The organism is Sphingomonas epibiotica (assembly GCF_039615155.1).
Lineage (GTDB): Bacteria > Pseudomonadota > Alphaproteobacteria > Sphingomonadales > Sphingomonadaceae > Sphingomonas.
Map to the genome: position 1 here is coordinate 1 of NZ_JBDGHY010000015.1, position 14721 is coordinate 14721.

Below are 14721 nucleotides of genomic sequence, written 5' to 3' on the forward strand. Positions count from 1 at the left end.
GAATTAGCTGCCAATGTGCTCGCCATCATCCGGCGCTGCTCGCAAACGAGGCGTCGCACTCACGTTATCTGCCAACAGCTTCGACCGCCAAGGGGAGGTCGATCAGACGGCCATAGGTTGTCCCGTTTCTCCATCTGCACCGGGCAGTTTCGGGAAAAGCCAATCGGGAACACATTTCGGGAAAATGGCGCCCTCGTTGCCATCGAGCGCGCCTTCCCGCCGTCAGCCGTCCCACGCGACCTTCGTTTGAGGGAAAGGAGATGACCACCAAGCGGGGGCGTGGTAGCCCTCAGCTATGCCAGCACCGAAGCGCGACGCGCTTCGCACTCTATGCGTGGGAACCGCTGAGCCTCCGCCAAAGCAGGCGCGGGACCGGCCTATCTTGGTTGAGCGGCTTCCAACTGGCGCAGCAGCCGGTGAGCATCGAACGGCTTGGGGAGGAAGGTGGTCTGAGGCGGTAGCTCGCTGTCCGGGATATGGAGATGGCCCGACACCACGAACAACACCGTCGGCGGAAACCGCTCGCGGACGTAGTGGGCGAGCTTCACGCCATCCATCGAGCCCGGCATCTGCACGTCGGTCAGGACGGCGCGGACCTCCTTGTGGTGGTCGAGGATGCGGATCGCGTCGTCGGCGTTCTCGGCCTCGAACACCCGCCACCCGGCGGCCTCGAAGAAGTCCACCAGATCGAAGCGGATCAGGGCTTCGTCCTCCACGATCAGGATCGTCTTGGTGCCGATCGGCGTACTCTGGCCCACGCTTACTTCCCGGTCACGATTGCGGCGTCTCCGAGCCGCGCTTCCAACTGAAAAACCAAACCTTCCGGCCGGTAGTCGGTTGCGGCCTGCCCCCGGAAATATGATCGAAGCGACCGCTCGATGAGGGTGGACCCGAAACCCTTCCTTTCTGACGACCTCGCGGGCGGGCCATGACGACAACGCATTTCTGCGGCCCGCCGCTTGTCAGAACTGTTCTGGAAACCTGCTTCGCAAAAGCGCTTGCCGGCTACGGGTTTGGAGAGCCCATTGGCACGGAGCGTGAGCACAACGCCCCGTTTGCAAGCAGCGCCGGATGATGGCGAGCACACTGGCAGATAATTCGAGCAGGACGCTCCCCGCCAGTGGCAGAAAGCGTGAGCAGGAAATCAGGCTGTTTGCGAGCACACGCCGCTACGATTGCAAGCGCCTACAAGTAAGATCTCGCGCCGGCTATCTGGGCGAGCTTGGCGTAGGATTCCGCCCCCTCCCGCAAACGCCCCCAACCAACGGCTGCAATTCGACCACAAGCGGCGCGAAGATCCGAAACTGCGATCGGGCTTGCAGATGGTCAAGAGAAGTGGACTTGCTGTGGCTGGCCAGTCCAGATGGCGATCAAATGACCGGTAGAGGTGAATTTGGAATAGGCAGTTTTTATTCTCTCTATCCTAGGAAATCGCACGCCGTCCCAAAGCCGGATCGTCTGTGAAGATCGCATCGACACCCGTTGCAAGATAGCGCTGCATCTCTGCAATGCTGCCTTCTTCGTTGCGCGCGGAAACGCCTTTGTCGCTGCGAAAATCGGCGGCCAGGAACTGATTTTCCGGGCGGAAGGTCCAGATGCTGACGAGAAGGCCCGCCGCATGTGCGGCATCGACGAGCCCCGTGGGTTTTGTCAGGCGCTGATCCTCGTCCACAGGAATGATCATCCGGACATGGGGCGCAAGATAATCTGCATAGCTGGCGATTTCGGAAAGACCTGCGGGCGTCAGCATATCGCGATAGAAGCGCTTGTTGCCCGCCGCCTGCACATCGGCCGGCATCTGGGCCGGGTCGCCGATCAACTGGGCCAGCTGGATGTTGGGATAGGCGCCGATCCTGCCGCGCAACGCGCGTAGATTAGCGACCTCGAACGACTGGATGGCGAACGGCGCGCGTTGCAGATAGGCGCTCTTGCCGATGATATCGATCAGCCGCTGCTCCTGTTGCAGGCCGATGCCTGCGAAATAGGTGGAATGCTTGATCTCCGGGATCAGGCCGATGGTCCGGCCGCGCGCGGCGGATTCGGCCGCCACGAAATCGGCGATTTCCTCCATCGACACGATCTGGAATGCGCCGTCATAGGATTGGCTTTCGGGCCGTATGGCGCCCAGCCGCTCTTTCGCGCGTAACGTCTTGAGTTCCGCGAAGGTGAAATCCTCCGTGAACCAACCTTCCTGTCGCTCGCCGTCGATCGTTTTGACCGTCTTGCGCGCGGCAAAATCGGCCCGGGCGGCAACGTCGCTGGTTTCCGCGATATTATTCTCGTGCCGCGCGACCAGCACGCCGTCCTTCGTAGCGACCAGGTCAGGCTCGACATAGTCGGCCCCGTCTTGGATCGCCTTGGCATAGGCGGCAAGCGTATGTTCTGGGCGCAGCGCCGACGCGCCGCGATGGGCGATGAGCAGCGGCGGACCCTTGCGACGGGCAGGGGCGGCGATCGCTGCCCCCACATCCGTCGCAAATGCGGCGGTCAGGCCGGCACCCGCCTGAAGCAGCGAACGGCGGGATACCGACCTGTCCTGCATCAGTAGTTCACCGACAATGTGGCGAACCACTGGCGCGGCGGGATTGGGTAGACATTGTAATTGTTGGTGTTCGCACTCGCCTGCACCGTCGATGCACCCGTCGTGTCGAACAGGTTGGTGACGTTCAGGCTGATCTCTGCCTTTTGCAGGCCGACCATGCTGGCGGGCAGGCGATAAGCGATCCGGGCGCTGGCCTGGAACACCGACTTGACCGATGCATCGTTGGTAAAGGTGGTGAAACGGCGGCCGACATAGTCGCCGATCATCTGGGCATCGAAATCGCCGAGCGTCAGCGTCGCGACCGTCTTGTTCATCCACTTCGGGCTGACCGGGATCAGCTTGCCGCCGGTGGGCACGACGCCGCCCACGGTCGCGATGCCGCCGATCCGCGTGCCGGTCGCGGCGCCAGTGATAGTGCTATAGTCGCTGTCGTAGATGGAGCGGTTGTAGGACACGGCGTTGTAGAGCGAGAAGACCTGCCCGAAGCGCAGCGTCAGCGCCGCGTCGATACCGTCCGTCTTCACGCCGCCGACGTTGAACACGGCGGGTGTGCCGCCGCTGATGCCACTGCCGCCGATGCCGCCGATCGCGCCGGGAGGCGTGATGCCAAGCAGGCGATCGCTGAAATCGACATGATAATAGTTCACCTGCGCTTCGATCCCGGTCAGGAACGAACTGTCGATGGTCCGGCGGCTGCGTAGGCCGATTTCATAGACCCAGGAGGTTTCGGGGCGGCCATTGAACTTCAGATTGTCGAATGCCGCCTGGCTGCCGCTGCTCCACGGCGTGACGCCGCCGCCGCCATAAGGCTGGAAGTGGCGCAGGTTCTTCTGCACGTTGACATAGACCTGCTCGCTGTCGGTGAAGTCCCACTTCGCGCCGATCGCGGGCAGGAACCAGCGCTTGGTGTTGATCTCGCCTTCGGGCAGGGCGCTTGCCGAACCAGGCAGCGATCCGATGATCGGCTGGACCGGGAAGGTGCCGCTGGCAAATTGCAGGCTGGACTTGAAACCGCCCTGGACCAGCAGGCTGGGCGTGACCTGCCAGCTGTCCTGCACATGAAGTTGCAGAACATTGGTGCGCATCTCGCTGGCATATTGGGTGAACAGCGGATCATGCGGCGGCAGCGAATAGGGGTTGTAGTCCTGCGGCCGGGTCACATTGAGCGCATACCAGTTCCGATAGGCGGCCGAGCTGTTATATTCGTACCACGCACCAAGCTGAATCTGATGGTTGCCCAACGTCGCGTCGATCGAGGACAGGATGCCGCCGCGATCGATGCGATATTCGGTGGTACGGATCGCATAGCCCGAATTGCCGGTGGCCGTCTTCAGATTCTGGCCGGGGAAATAGAGCGAGAACAGGTTGGGCAGGCCCGCGACCGTGATCGGTCCGGCGACGATGCCCGCGCCGTCATTATTATGATAATATACCTGGTTCGACCAGTCGACTTGGTCGGACAGATGGGCCTGATATTTGATGTAGCCCAGATAATCGGTCCGGATCGCGGCGCTGTAATAGTTGCGATAATTCTGCGCCTCGGCGGCCGGCACATTGCCGCTGGCGTTCAGATAAGCGACCGCGCCGGCGAAATCGGGGTAGAAGAAGGGGCGGGTATAGGGCTGATAGGCCTGCGCCGCATTGGTAGGGTTCTTGAAGACGGTGGTCGCGTCCTCATTGGGTTCCTGCTTGTCGGAATAGCTGAAATAGGCGGTCAGCTTGCCATTGCTGTCGTCATGGACGAATTTGGCGTTGGCGGCCCAGCCCTTCTGCTTGCCGCGGAAATCCCAGGCGCGCGCACGCTGGCGCAGGACCGAGACATAGCCGCTATTGCCGTCGCCAAACTCGCCGCTGTCGAGGCGAACGAATGTGCGGGCCGTCCCGTAGCTGCCGAAAGTGTGGTTCAACTGTGCGCCCATCTGCTGGCGCGGATCGCTGGAGAAATTCTCGATCCCGCCGCCCAGGTTGCTGGTCGACGCGATGCCCAGTTCCGCGGTGCCGGTGGCGACAACGACGCTGCCGACATTTTCGGAGATGATAGCGCGCTGCGGAGAGAGGCCGTTGAAATTGCCGTAGCTCTGATCGCCCAGCGGCACGCCGTCCAGGGTATGGCCCAACTGCTGAGCGCTGAAGCCATGGATGAAGAGCGAGGCGTTCTGCTCGTTGTTGCCCCACGGATCGGCAGTCACATACATGACACCCGGCAGGGTCTGGATCGCCTTGAACGGCGCAACGCCCGGCAGGATCTTCTGGATTTCGGTTGTGGTAATGGCGGTCGCAGAGCGTGTAGCCTTAACACCGGTCACGACGATGGACGTTGCCTCGCCATCGACCTGCGCCGCTTGGTCTGCTGCGGGCGTGGGCGTCTGCGAAAAAGCGGGCGCGCTTACTACCAGAGCGAGCAGGCCGGCACTGCCTAGCAGGCAGGCGCGCGAACGCGTGTGCAAAATATTCATGACCCAATATCCCCCAAGCAGCGCGCAATTTCGCACTTGCAGCATCGCGTTAAATGGAGCGAGTTGCGATTTCCGGTCCGTTTCGGGTCGATTTGATGACATTTGGGCGGCGGACATGTTGCATTGCGTCCTGACGCTTATGATGGCGGTCAAGGTGCGGTGTAGGTCCGAATTTCGGCGAGAGATATCAGGCGTGGCTGTGTATTGGTCCGTCTGCGCTCAGTAAGTAGCCCAAGCTTTTCGGTAAGGGGAAAGTTCGCAGGCGAGCATCGGGCATTGTGCAGCAAATGACGATAGTGGGTTGGGCTCAGAGACTATTTTCTCCCGAGCCGATAGTTGTTGTGCCCGGTTGCTATGCCGTGAGTCAGTTTTACGGATAGAATCTCTCGTACAAAAAAGTCCGCGTCGTAATTTGTAACTCAATCATCATCAGATCCTGCAAGGCGGTCGTTCCATGTCAGCGACAAGCCGTTCATGAAAGGAGCAAGAAAAGCGCCTTTGAGCGCCAGCGACCTCGCGGTCTTTTCCTCGTCGATGTGGATGTACCAAGGCAATCGAGACTCCTTGGTCCCGATACTGCTGCGCCGGGAACTGGTGCTCATCCTGTTGCTCTATGCGGGCGCTCGGCGCCGCCGACGCGGCAGAAGGGGCGGTGACGCTCTTCTTCATAGAGGAGGCACTGGGGATTCACGGGTGGACCGGGGCGCTGCTGCTGGCCCATCTGCTCATCCGCAGTTTCGCATGGGGTGCGGACTATATAGCTGCTGCGGGCGATGGTGTCGGATCTGGTGCGATCGGGCGGCAATGGCTTTGCTGCCACGCACTATGCGCCGTTCAATGTCGCGAACAAGCTCGCCGCCGCGCTGGGCGTTTTCGGGGCGCTCACGGCGCTCGCCTTTATCGGCTTCCTGCCGGGTGCCGCGCATGGGCTAGGCGAAACCACCTTGCGGGCGATCTACGCGCTGCCCTCATGCCTGGCTGGCCTCATCGGCCTGCTGGCACTGCGCCGGATCGCTCCGACGCAGTGCCGTTCGGTCAGCTGATCTCCCAGCCGCTCAACCCATCTTCGGCGATCCGTGCGCTGGCATGGCGCGCGATGTCGAGCTTTCCGATCGCCTGGCGCGGCGTTAGGACGCGGACGAAGTCGGCCTCCACCCGGTCGCGTGTCAGCGATACCGTTACGAAACCAACGGCATTGGTGTCGCACCAGCGTATATCGCGATTGTCGTGGACAAAGGCGTCGCCGACCGGCCCCGACGGCAGGAGCAGTTCCCCGATCGAAGGACCGGTCAGCGTGGAGGCGGAAAGCTCGAGACCAATCCGGCGGTCCCCGCGATGGGGTTCGTTGATCCAGGCCATGTGACTGTCGCCCGACAGCACGAGCAGGTTCGCGCCGCTTTTCTCGAACTGGTCGTACAGCTTGTCCCGCTCGCCGGCATAGCCGTCCCAGGAATCGACATTGAGAAGCGGCAGGCCATAGCGCGTCAGGGCGTACATCGGCGCCAGCGCTACCTTGCCATCGGGAAACTTCGTCAGATCGGGATAGACGTAGCTGGACAGGATGGTCGCGCTGCCGAACAGGAACCACGGGCGGCGAGCATCCTTATGGGCCTTCAGTTCGTCCGCCAGCCATGCGCATTGTTCCGCGCCGATCATTTCGCGCGCGGGATCGGCAAGTTTCTCGCGGAAGGCTGCGACATCGGGTTCGCGCGTGACGCCTTGCGGCAGGGCCTTGAGGTCGAGTGTCTTGAGTTCCGCCGGGTCGGATATCACCCGCTCCCCACTGCCGCGCCGGTCGACAACATGCCAGTCGAGATCCTTGGCCAGCGACAATTGCTGCTGGCGGGCCTTGAGCCGGGTTTCGGGCAGGGCCAGCGTCGCGAGATCGCCGAACGCGAAGCTGCGGGTGATGCCATAGGGATCGGAAGTGACAGGATCGCGGATCGGCATCCATTCCAGGTAGGCCTGAACCGCCGCAGCCTTGCGCTCCTCCCAGTCGCCGTTGGCCGCCGGATCGTGATGCTGGGCACCATGCATCCAGTCGTCGTTCGCGATTTCATGGTCGTCCCACATGCAAATCCACGACGCGCGGGCATGGGCGTCGCGCAGGGCCGGATCACGACGCCACTGTGCATAGCGTGCGCGATAGTCGGCGAGCGTGACCGTGTCGTGCGTTGGCTCGATCGCCCGAACATCCATGAGTGCGGGCATCGAGTTGGCGCCATATTCGTAAATATAGTCGCCCACGAAGAGGATGAGGTCCACCGCTTCCCGATCGGCAATGGCCCGGTAGGCGTGAAATTCGCCGAACATATACATGGCGCAGCAGGCGAGCACGATATCGAGACGATCGATGCGTCCCGTTGGCAGGGTTTTTGCCCGCCCGATCGCCGATACCGTGTCCATGGCACGGAAGCGGTAGAAATATTCGCGGCCCGCCTTCAGGCCGGAGGCGATCACCTTGACCGTATGGTCCCGCGCCGCCGATGTGCTGAACGATCCGCGCGCAGCGATGCGCGTGAACAGTTCATCCTCGGCCATTTCCCATGTGCCGCTGACCGGCCCATGGGCAGGATCGGTCACGCGGGTCCACAGCAGGACGCTGTCGGCATGCGGATCGCCGCTCGCCACGCCATGCGCGAAGACCATGTTCGTTTTTGCCCCGGCGGGACCGGCGGCGAGCAAAAGCCCGCCCGCCGCCGATCCCGCAAGAACGCCGCGCCGCGTCAGCGCCATCAGAAACGCGCCCCGAGCGAAACGCCCCAGGTGCGCGGCGTGCCGCTGAATGCCTGCGTCGCCGATCCGCCGGTCGTGTAATCGACATCGGCGATGTTGCGCACGAAGCCGGCCACGGTCCAGCGCTGGTCGATCTTGAGATCGATGCGCGCATTGACGAGCGCGAAGTCCCCGACCGGCGCCGTATTGTCGAGATCGCCATAATAGGCATCGACGTAGCGGGCATCGACCTGAGGCGTCAGCGTCATGCGATCGTTCAGCGCGAACTCGTAGCGGATCGAGCCGTTCAGCGTCATGTTCGGCGCGAACGGCAAGTCGTTGCCCAGGCGCGCCTTTTCGGCAGCGGTGATCGCCTCGATCGCGGTGACCTTCGTGTCGAGCAGCGCGACGCCGAAATTGATGGTCATCGGGCGCACCGGGCGGATCGTGAAGCTGGCCTCGCCGCCATAGCTGCGCGCCTTGCCCACATTGGTGCGTACGCTGGTGGTGGCGCCATCATAGGTGTAGGCGCTTGCAATCATAGCGGCGTGTGCTCGCAAACAGCCTGATTTCCTGCTCACGCTTTCTGCCACTGGCGGGGAGCGTCCTGCTCGAATTATCTGCCAGTGTGCTCGCCATCATCCGGCGCTGCTTGCAAACGGGGCGTTGTGCTCACGCTCCGTGCCAATGGGCTCTCCAAACCCGTAGCCGGCAAGCGCTTTTGCGAAGCAGGTTTCCAGAACAGTTCTGACAAGCGGCGGGCCGCAGAAATGCGTTGTCGTCATGGCCCGCCCGCGAGGTCGTCAGAAAGGAAGGTTTTCGCGAACAGGGCCGGCGCGTCGTGCTAGGCGATGGAACCCCGCAAGCGGACAGGATGCGATGACCAGGACCGAAATGCTGGAAACGATGAAGCGTCTCGACGCCCATGCGAACGCCCTGTTGCTTACCGGGGCCTCCGATATCGATCTGCTCGGCGGCATGTTCGACGTGATGCCCGACTTCAAGGCGTTGCTCGACGCCGGATACGGCGGTGAAATCGACAAGAACGCTGGTCGCTTCCCCGGTTTGCATCGCTACGCCGTCATGCTCTCCAATGTCGCCGAGGGGATCGCGGAAGGTTCCATCCGGGTGCCGCGCTGACGCCCTGTTTCGCTGGCAGGGGATGTGAGCAGACCTTTATGATTGCGAGCAGCGCAGGATGATGGCGAGCACACTGGCAGATAGCGCGAGCAGATCGCCGAGCCGGTTGTCAGATAATCCGAGCAAAAAAAGGCTCTGTTTGCAAGCAAACGCCGCTACGATTGCAAGCACCTACACCTATGCCGGGTTCAACGCGCTCTACGACCCAGGCCGGGAGCCGGGTCCCATCACCCCCGTCGCTTGCTGGGCGCATGCGAGGCGCAAGCTGCACGATGTGCTTGTTGCCGATCATCGATCCGCTGCGCGCAAGGGACTCGGCCTGATCGCGCAGCTCTACGAGGTCGAACGGTTGATCGAGGGTGAACCTCCCCAGGAGCGTCTGCGCCAGCGCTCAGCATCAAAGCTCATTGCCCTCGACTTCTTTGCGTGGGCGGACAGCGCTCTCGACCAGGCATCGGCGCGCTCACCGCTTGCCGAGGCGCTGCGCTATGCCCTCAAGCTGAAGCCAGCGCTGCTCGCCTACACCCAGGACGGAAGGCTCGAGATCGACAACAACCTTGCCGAGAACGCGCTGCGCGGCATCGCGGTCGGGCGCAAGAACTGGCTGTTCGCCGGCGCGGATTGCGGCGGCGAGCGGGCGGCCGCGACGTATTCGCTGCTCGAGACCGCCAAGCTCAACGGCGTGAACCCGCAGGTCTGGCTGACCGACGTCCTCGACCGCATCGGCAAAGGCCATCCCATCAACCGCCTCGACGAGCTCCTGCCATGGGCGTGGAAGGCGGCTCGTTCCAGTGACCCCGACGCTGCGTGAGGACCCATTGAGCCGATGGCAGCTATCTGCGATTTTCCGCCAGAAGCCGACATTCAGCAAGCGACCCCATTTCGGTGGTAGCAGCGCATTCGACCTATCGCCAAAAGCGGTCGTTCATGAAGAACCGGTTGTCGTTGGTAACGCGCCTCAATCCCAGCCATTCTGGTACGAGATCTGAACGCCCAAAAACAGTTGATCGTATAGCGGCAGCTACGCGCTACACTCTCCGAGACACAACAAATCGTCGCGAAAAATTCAGAATGTCAGCGGTCGACAAAAGGGCGGTCGCGAACCGCAGTCGAAAACGGCGCCGGGTTTAAGCCAGCGCCGTTCATCGTTCTCATTCAATGCGAAGTGGCCTGAGAATCAACCGTTGCATGAATACTCAAATTGCGCCGCGAAATAACCGGCGTTCTGGATTATGCGAATGACGTTGAAAGATGCCAGACCGCCATTCGAAGCACAGATGTTTTGCGCACCTTGCTCGGCCGCAGCTATGGCCTGTCCCACTTCGGGTAGAAATGGCCCGATATCCGTTTGCTGAGCAACCGCGGCAGAAGAGCCAAATGCGATTGCAGCCGAGAGTGCCAGAACCTTCGTTTTAGTTTTGAACATGGTATTTTCTCCGTGGGCTCTGAGCCCTTCACGCCGATATAGTGGCTTGGATCTCCGGACCTCGGCCGAGCAGCCTGGTCAACGGACGCGATACGCCGACCGGGCGTGCTCGGAGCAATCCAAGCCGCTTATCGTCGCTCCGACGAAAATGATTCCGCGCCCGACCAATCCCATGAATCAGGCAAGAGCGACTCGCTCCGGTCGGTCTCCTGGCTCGCGGGTCATCACTTGAAATACACCTTCCCGAACCAAACAATCAGTCCAGTGGTTGCGGAGTGACCCGCCAGTATTTCTCGCTCGCCGCTTACAGTTGCAGGGACAGCCGCAGATTTGACCTTGGAGGGCCTCACTGTGTTCCCGTTACCGGTGCGAACTTGAAGCTGAATGCGCGCAACTTTGCATGCAGCTGATTTTGAGTATCGGTACGCAGCTTTGAAAACAAGGGCTGATGCGCTCGTTTCGCGTCGAATAGCGCGAAAAACATCGTCAAACCCCATCGATGGAGATCCAATCCCGTCCCATCTCCAATGCCTGTGTTGGCGTCGCCCCAACCAACTGCGCGATCAGTTCAGCCGATTCGACGAGTCGTGGGCCAGGACGATTGAAAAGATGGTGGCCATCAACGGCAAAGACCTTCCCTTTGCGAACCGCGGTAAGGTCTTTCCAACCGAAGTGGTCGACGAGCGACCCCAGATCGGCGAGCGTTTGTGGCAACAGATATCCGCAGGGCATCGCAACGATCAGATCGGGATCGGCGGCAATCAAGTCGTCCCAATTCAGCCACGAGGAATGTTCTCCGGCTCGCGCGAACAATGGGTGACCGCCGGCCGCCTCGATTAGTTCGGGTACCCAGTTTCCTGCAGCCATCAGCGGATCGATCCATTCGATCGCGGCGACACGCGGGCGATCCATCCTCTCCGCGCTACTTCGGGATAGCCCTGACATCCGCTCCTTCAAGTCACCGACGACCGATGATGCACGCTCGGGAATTCCCGCCGCTTCGGCGACCTTAGCGAAATCGCTCCATACATCTTCCAATGTATCGGGTGCCAGCGACAGCAGCGTCGGGGCGGTTCCGATCCAGTCGCCGAGTGCTTCTTCCAGATCGGCAGGGGTGACCGCGCAGACCGCGCATTGCGATTGGGTCAAGATGAGGTCGGGCCGCAAGTCCCGCAGAAGCGCGGTATCGACTTCGTATACCGACAGTCCTTGCCTCACGATTTCCTGGATCCGGTCGTCGATCTGCCGCGACGTCAGTCCTTTCTCGAGTCTGGTCGACGTGACGACCGGCAATGCCTTTACGAAAAGCGGATAATCGCATTCGTGCGAGCGACCGACGAGGCTCTCTCCCAATCCGAGTGCGACGGCGATTTCGGTCGCGCTCGGCAGGAGGGACACGATGCGCGGCTGCGCCATGTCAGGCGAACCGTATTCGCGGAGAAGGTCCGAATAGCGTGGGAGCGGCTCTGGCGAGGAGCCAGGACGCCAACAACAGTCCTGCGAACCATAATGCATCGTTCGCGAAGATCTGTCCCACGATCGCCATCGTGAAAGTCTCTGTCCCGCCTACCACCAAAGCAAACCCGAATAGCGCAGCCTCGTAAACAGCGAAGCCGATCAGAAAGGCGCCAAATGTCCGGAGGGTGCTCAGCTCGTTTTGTTCTCCCATGATGATGGCACCGGCGAGCATGGCGAGAATAGATGCGATGCCCAGCGCACCGCCCCAGGCGAACGCATATCCCGTGTGCGGGTAGCCGAGGACGGTGAACCCCAGCAACTGGTTGGTCGCCCAGATCGCGAGGATCGTCGTTAACGCGAGCGAGCGGCGCATGGTCGCGGCGGTCACGATCGTAACAGCCACGAACGGCATCATGCAGGCGGCAACCAGCGATCCGCCCACCGTCGCCAAGGCAAGTGTGACAGGCCATGCGAACCTCGCAATGTCGGACTTTGCTATCATTTCATCCGTCATCGAAATTCTCCTTAGAAACGCGCGCGCGCGCCAATGGCGAACGAGCGTCCGGGCGTCGCGAAACTGAAGACATCCTCGTAATCGGCGGCCGTCAAATTCTCGACTCGGCCGAACAGCTCGACATTATCCATCACCCTCACGTCGGCGTTGACGTTCAGCAGAAAGTAGTCGTCCAGTTGCACGCGAACCGGCACGAACGAGGGATCGATGAAAGCGCTGTCGATCGTCTCTCCATTGTAGCGCGCAACGAGCGTGACCCCTCCGGCATCCTTGGGAGCGCGCCAGTCGACAGCCAGGCTGGCGGTATGGGAGGGCCGCCGCACTTCGCGCGCGCCATCCTCGTGGGAACGCAGATAGGTGTAGGCTCCATTGACGCGCCAAGCTTCCGCGAAGCGCGCCTCGCCGAACACTTCGACGCCGTTTCTCTTGGATACGGTATCGCGATTGCCAGGGCTGGCGACGAAGTTCGGGGGCGGAAAAGAAGTGAAGATCTCTTCGTCCAGTTCGCTCTCGAAATAGGTGACCCCGATTGAAGCGCGCTCACCGAACAGCGACTGGTCGATCCCGATCTCCCATCCGCTCGACTTCTCGGGCCTGAGGTCGGGATTGCCGATGAAACGGCCGTCCACGAACCCATATAGTTCGTAGAACGAGGGGTTCTTCACCCCCGATCCGACGGCCCCGCGCACTCGCGTAGCCGCAGCGATCCGATAGCTCGCCTGAAGCCTGTACGTGGTTGTATCGGCGAACTGGTCGTTCCAGTCCCTGCGGATGGATGCGGACGCGCTCGCTCGGTCTCCGAGATCGATCGCATACTGGCCGACGAGACCGACATTGTCGATCTGTCGGCGACCGGTGAATGCGAAGCCGGTCGGATCGGTGTTACGGAAGCGTTCGCGTTCGACATCGAGAGCCGCCGTGACCCGGTGGGTCAGACCGCCAGCCTCGATACGCAACGTCGTATCGTAGGACCCTTTCAACCTCTGGCCCTCGCTGCCATAGCTGCGTCCAGTCGAAGCGAAACCGTCGCGCCGGGTATCCGCGATCTGGGCCGAAAACGCTTGGGTCCAGCGATCGTCGAGCAAGTCTAGCTCGCCCCTGATGAGCACATAGATAGCCTCGTTCTCGAAGCGGTTGCCGGGGCTATCGACCTGGAATCCGAAGGTCGGACTTCCCGGATCGGAATCGCTGTCGTTGAATTCGGCATTGGTGCGCGCGTAGCGTAATACACCAGTGAGGCGTGCATTGGTTGATGGCGCGAACGTCGTCTTCAGCGAGACCGCACCACTGTCGTTCGCAAGATCGCGCGTGCCGTTCCGGGCGCCTGGCGTGCCATCGGTGGTATTGAGTGTGGCGGACAGCGCGTAGTCGAGATCGCCACTATATCCAGCGATCCGGGCAGCACCGTTCACCATGCCGAACGAACCGGCTTCGATCCGCGCGACCGCCCCGGGCGCATCGCGGCCGTCGAGAGTGATGTACTGGATGACGCCGCCGATCGCGTCCGACCCGTAGATCGCGCTCTGCTGTCCGCGCAGCACCTCGATCCGCGAAGCCTCGTCGGCGATAAGCGTTCCGAAATCGAACTCGCCGGCATAGGGATCCGACACCTCGATCCCGTCAACGAGGACGAGCGTATGGTTGGCTTCAGCACCGCGCAACCGAAGCTGTGTCTGACCGGGAACCCGTCCGACCGCGACCCCTGGGACGTCGCGGAGCACGTCGGACACCTCGCGGACTTGCCTCCGGTCGAGGATTTGCTCGTCGAGGACGGTGACCGATCCGCCGATCCGGTCGAGCGGCATGGGATCGGTGGCGCGGTTCCCGGTGACGACGATCGAGGTGTTGGATGTCTCTGGATCGGCAGCGGGATCGATGGTCTGAGCGAGCGATGGAGCCGGCAGAAGCACGGAAGACAGAAGCGACAGGTGAATGTATTTCATGAGAACGAATTTCCGGGGCGCCGGGCGACTTGGCCGGAGCGTCCGCACGAGTGCGGTCGACGAGACTGCTAGGGACGGACGCGTGCATCCCCCGGCAGTCCTGCCGATGCGGCTCCAACCGCTACTCGTCGCCCGGACGAAATTCGTTTCGCGCCTGGCCAATCCCATGAGCCCGGCAAGAGCGACACGCGCCGGTCGGTCTCCTGGCTCACGGGTTGTCGCACGAAACATACCTTCCCAGACGACAATTGCCGCCCAGTGGTTGTGGAGCCAACCCCACCCATGTTACGCGCTCGCCGCTTACAGTTGCAGGGACAGCCGCAGAATTGGCCTATCGAGACCTCACTGCGTTCCCGTTACCGGCACGCTTTATCGACATTTGATTCTGCCGACGCTCGTCTCATAGACTTTGGTCGAATGAGCGGCAAGCGCGCAGTTCCAGAGCAACGCAGCAAGACGATGGTCGCCGTTTTAGGGGGTAGGTGAACTTAATCCATCGTATCTGTTTAGGTCACCAACTGAAACGC

The 14721-nt window shown here is 61.6% G+C and carries 12 protein-coding genes, 1 pseudogene and 2 riboswitches; of the genes and pseudogenes, 3 read left to right on the forward strand and 10 right to left on the reverse strand.

The window, feature by feature from the left end; all coding sequences use genetic code 11:
* Window positions 1–377: 377 nt before the first annotated feature.
* The 4 genes from AAIO73_RS19195 to AAIO73_RS19210 form a co-directional block, all read right to left on the reverse strand.
* Window positions 378–758 (reverse strand): response regulator, encoded by a 381-nt coding sequence (locus AAIO73_RS19195; protein ID WP_345880288.1) that lies wholly within the window; start codon window positions 756–758, stop codon window positions 378–380.
* A gap of 665 nt (window positions 759–1423) precedes the next feature.
* Window positions 1424–2542, reverse strand: a complete 1119-nt coding sequence (locus tag AAIO73_RS19200) for a glycerophosphodiester phosphodiesterase (protein WP_004212909.1) — start codon at window positions 2540–2542, stop codon at window positions 1424–1426.
* The gene (locus tag AAIO73_RS19205) at window positions 2542–4998 is read right to left on the reverse strand and encodes a TonB-dependent receptor (RefSeq protein WP_093067849.1); all 2457 of its coding nucleotides are present in this window, start codon (window positions 4996–4998) and stop codon (window positions 2542–2544) included. The genes AAIO73_RS19200 and AAIO73_RS19205 overlap by 1 nt, the downstream gene beginning before the upstream one ends.
* A gap of 419 nt (window positions 4999–5417) precedes the next feature.
* Window positions 5418–5600, reverse strand: a complete 183-nt coding sequence (locus AAIO73_RS19210) for a hypothetical protein (protein WP_143058613.1) — start codon at window positions 5598–5600, stop codon at window positions 5418–5420.
* Between the two features lie 171 nt (window positions 5601–5771).
* Here AAIO73_RS19210 and AAIO73_RS19215 point away from each other — a divergent pair, with 171 nt between their 5' ends.
* A complete protein-coding gene (locus tag AAIO73_RS19215) occupies window positions 5772–6041 on the forward strand; it encodes a hypothetical protein (RefSeq protein ID WP_004212913.1) in 270 nt (89 codons plus the stop codon).
* Here AAIO73_RS19215 and AAIO73_RS19220 read toward each other — a convergent pair.
* Both AAIO73_RS19220 and AAIO73_RS19225 read right to left on the reverse strand, forming a co-directional pair.
* Complete coding sequence (locus AAIO73_RS19220) at window positions 6034–7734, reverse strand: alkaline phosphatase D family protein (protein ID WP_062348204.1); 1701 nt, start codon at window positions 7732–7734, stop codon at window positions 6034–6036. The two genes, AAIO73_RS19215 and AAIO73_RS19220, sit on opposite strands and share 8 nt — an antisense overlap.
* A complete protein-coding gene (locus tag AAIO73_RS19225) occupies window positions 7734–8255 on the reverse strand; it encodes a TonB-dependent receptor domain-containing protein (RefSeq protein WP_093067816.1) in 522 nt (173 codons plus the stop codon). The genes AAIO73_RS19220 and AAIO73_RS19225 overlap by 1 nt, the downstream gene beginning before the upstream one ends.
* A gap of 364 nt (window positions 8256–8619) precedes the next feature.
* On the opposite strand from AAIO73_RS19225, the gene AAIO73_RS19230 reads away from it, so the two are divergent.
* Window positions 8620–8853 (forward strand): arylsulfatase regulator, encoded by a 234-nt coding sequence (locus tag AAIO73_RS19230; protein ID WP_236626754.1) that lies wholly within the window; start codon window positions 8620–8622, stop codon window positions 8851–8853.
* 94 nt (window positions 8854–8947) lie between these two features.
* Window positions 8948–9664 (forward strand): annotated as a pseudogene (tnpC, locus tag AAIO73_RS19235) (IS66 family transposase); the annotation flags it as partial.
* A 366-nt stretch (window positions 9665–10030) separates the two neighbouring features.
* On the opposite strand, the gene AAIO73_RS19240 reads toward tnpC, so the two are convergent.
* The 4 genes from AAIO73_RS19240 to AAIO73_RS19255 form a co-directional block, all read right to left on the reverse strand.
* On the reverse strand, window positions 10031–10279 hold the full coding sequence (locus AAIO73_RS19240) for a hypothetical protein (protein ID WP_119587874.1): 249 nt from the start codon (window positions 10277–10279) through the stop codon (window positions 10031–10033).
* Between the two features lie 182 nt (window positions 10280–10461).
* A riboswitch (cobalamin riboswitch) is annotated at window positions 10462–10662 on the reverse strand.
* A 103-nt stretch (window positions 10663–10765) separates the two neighbouring features.
* Window positions 10766–11695, reverse strand: a complete 930-nt coding sequence (locus AAIO73_RS19245; protein ID WP_037447548.1) for a cobalamin-binding protein — start codon at window positions 11693–11695, stop codon at window positions 10766–10768.
* Between the two features lies 1 nt (window position 11696).
* Window positions 11697–12251 carry a hypothetical protein gene (locus AAIO73_RS19250; protein ID WP_051749615.1) on the reverse strand — a complete coding sequence of 185 codons (555 nt, stop codon included), beginning with the start codon at window positions 12249–12251 and terminating at the stop codon, window positions 11697–11699.
* 11 nt (window positions 12252–12262) lie between these two features.
* The gene (locus AAIO73_RS19255) at window positions 12263–14242 is read right to left on the reverse strand and encodes a TonB-dependent receptor plug domain-containing protein (protein WP_345880306.1); all 1980 of its coding nucleotides are present in this window, start codon (window positions 14240–14242) and stop codon (window positions 12263–12265) included.
* A 128-nt stretch (window positions 14243–14370) separates the two neighbouring features.
* Window positions 14371–14602, reverse strand: a riboswitch (cobalamin riboswitch).
* Between the last annotated feature and the right edge of the window lie 119 nt (window positions 14603–14721).

Excerpts from the sequence above, each read along its gene's own strand:
- AAIO73_RS19200 (WP_004212909.1), bottom strand. The coding sequence starts at position 2,542 with ATGCAGGACAGGTCGGTATCCCGCCGTTCGCTGCTTCAGGCGGGTGCC.
- AAIO73_RS19205 (WP_093067849.1), bottom strand. The coding sequence starts at position 4,998 with ATGAATATTTTGCACACGCGTTCGCGCGCCTGCCTGCTAGGCAGTGCC.
- AAIO73_RS19210 (WP_143058613.1), bottom strand. The coding sequence starts at position 5,600 with ATGAGCACCAGTTCCCGGCGCAGCAGTATCGGGACCAAGGAGTCTCGA.
- AAIO73_RS19215 (WP_004212913.1), top strand. The coding sequence starts at position 5,772 with ATGGTGTCGGATCTGGTGCGATCGGGCGGCAATGGCTTTGCTGCCACG.
- AAIO73_RS19220 (WP_062348204.1), bottom strand. The coding sequence starts at position 7,734 with ATGGCGCTGACGCGGCGCGGCGTTCTTGCGGGATCGGCGGCGGGCGGG.
- AAIO73_RS19225 (WP_093067816.1), bottom strand. The coding sequence starts at position 8,255 with ATGATTGCAAGCGCCTACACCTATGATGGCGCCACCACCAGCGTACGC.
- AAIO73_RS19230 (WP_236626754.1), top strand. The coding sequence starts at position 8,620 with ATGAAGCGTCTCGACGCCCATGCGAACGCCCTGTTGCTTACCGGGGCC.
- AAIO73_RS19240 (WP_119587874.1), bottom strand. The coding sequence starts at position 10,279 with ATGTTCAAAACTAAAACGAAGGTTCTGGCACTCTCGGCTGCAATCGCA.
- AAIO73_RS19245 (WP_037447548.1), bottom strand. The coding sequence starts at position 11,695 with ATGGCGCAGCCGCGCATCGTGTCCCTCCTGCCGAGCGCGACCGAAATC.
- AAIO73_RS19250 (WP_051749615.1), bottom strand. The coding sequence starts at position 12,251 with ATGACGGATGAAATGATAGCAAAGTCCGACATTGCGAGGTTCGCATGG.